General features: G+C 34.0%; 2 protein-coding genes. Both read left to right on the top strand.

The features are described from left to right. Window positions 1–444, top strand: a 444-nt coding sequence (locus AC1DTM_RS30540; protein WP_477001711.1) for a CatB-related O-acetyltransferase, incomplete at its 5' end; no start/stop codon positions are given. Window positions 445–517: 73 nt separating this feature from the next. After that, on the top strand, window positions 518–630 hold a 113-nt coding region (locus tag AC1DTM_RS30535; protein WP_477001712.1), incomplete at its 3' end, for a DUF1540 domain-containing protein.

Here is a 630-nt window from a genome sequence, read left to right as displayed (position 1 = left end):
GGTAAATTTTGTTGTATTGCGTCTGGAGTTACCTTTATTATGAACGGAGCGAATCATCGAATGGATGGATTTTCGGCATATCCATTTAATATTTTTAGGAATGGCTGGGAGAAATTCACACCACAGTTATCTGATCTGCCCTATAAAGGAGATACAGTGATTGGAAATGACGTTTGGGTTGGTATGGACACAACTATTATGCCTGGAATAAAAATAGGTGATGGTGCAATAATTGCAGCTAAATCTGTTGTGACTAAAGATGTCGCACCATATACAATTGTTGGTGGAAATCCTGCAAATAAAATAAAAGAGAGATTTTCAAATGCAATAATAGATGAATTATTGCAGATTCAATGGTGGAATTTTGACATTGAAAAAATAACCGGAAATATTGATGCTATTGTACAAGGAGATATTGAACCATTAAGAAAGTTAAAAAGGTAATAAAAAATGCATGACAAAGAGTATCATACCTCCGAATTTTGTTAATGATAATAGAACAAGGAGGTGTGATACTATGGCACAAGACGTTTTATGTGAAGTAAACAACTGTAAATTTTGGGCTAACGGCAATAAATGTAGTGCAGATGCAATTTATGTAGTAAGTCATAAAGGTAAACATGCATCTAC

The organism is Bacillus sp. P4_D3 (genome assembly GCF_056401855.1).
Note: the sequence above shows the minus strand (reverse complement) of the source record. Positions and strands in the feature narration are given on the sequence as shown.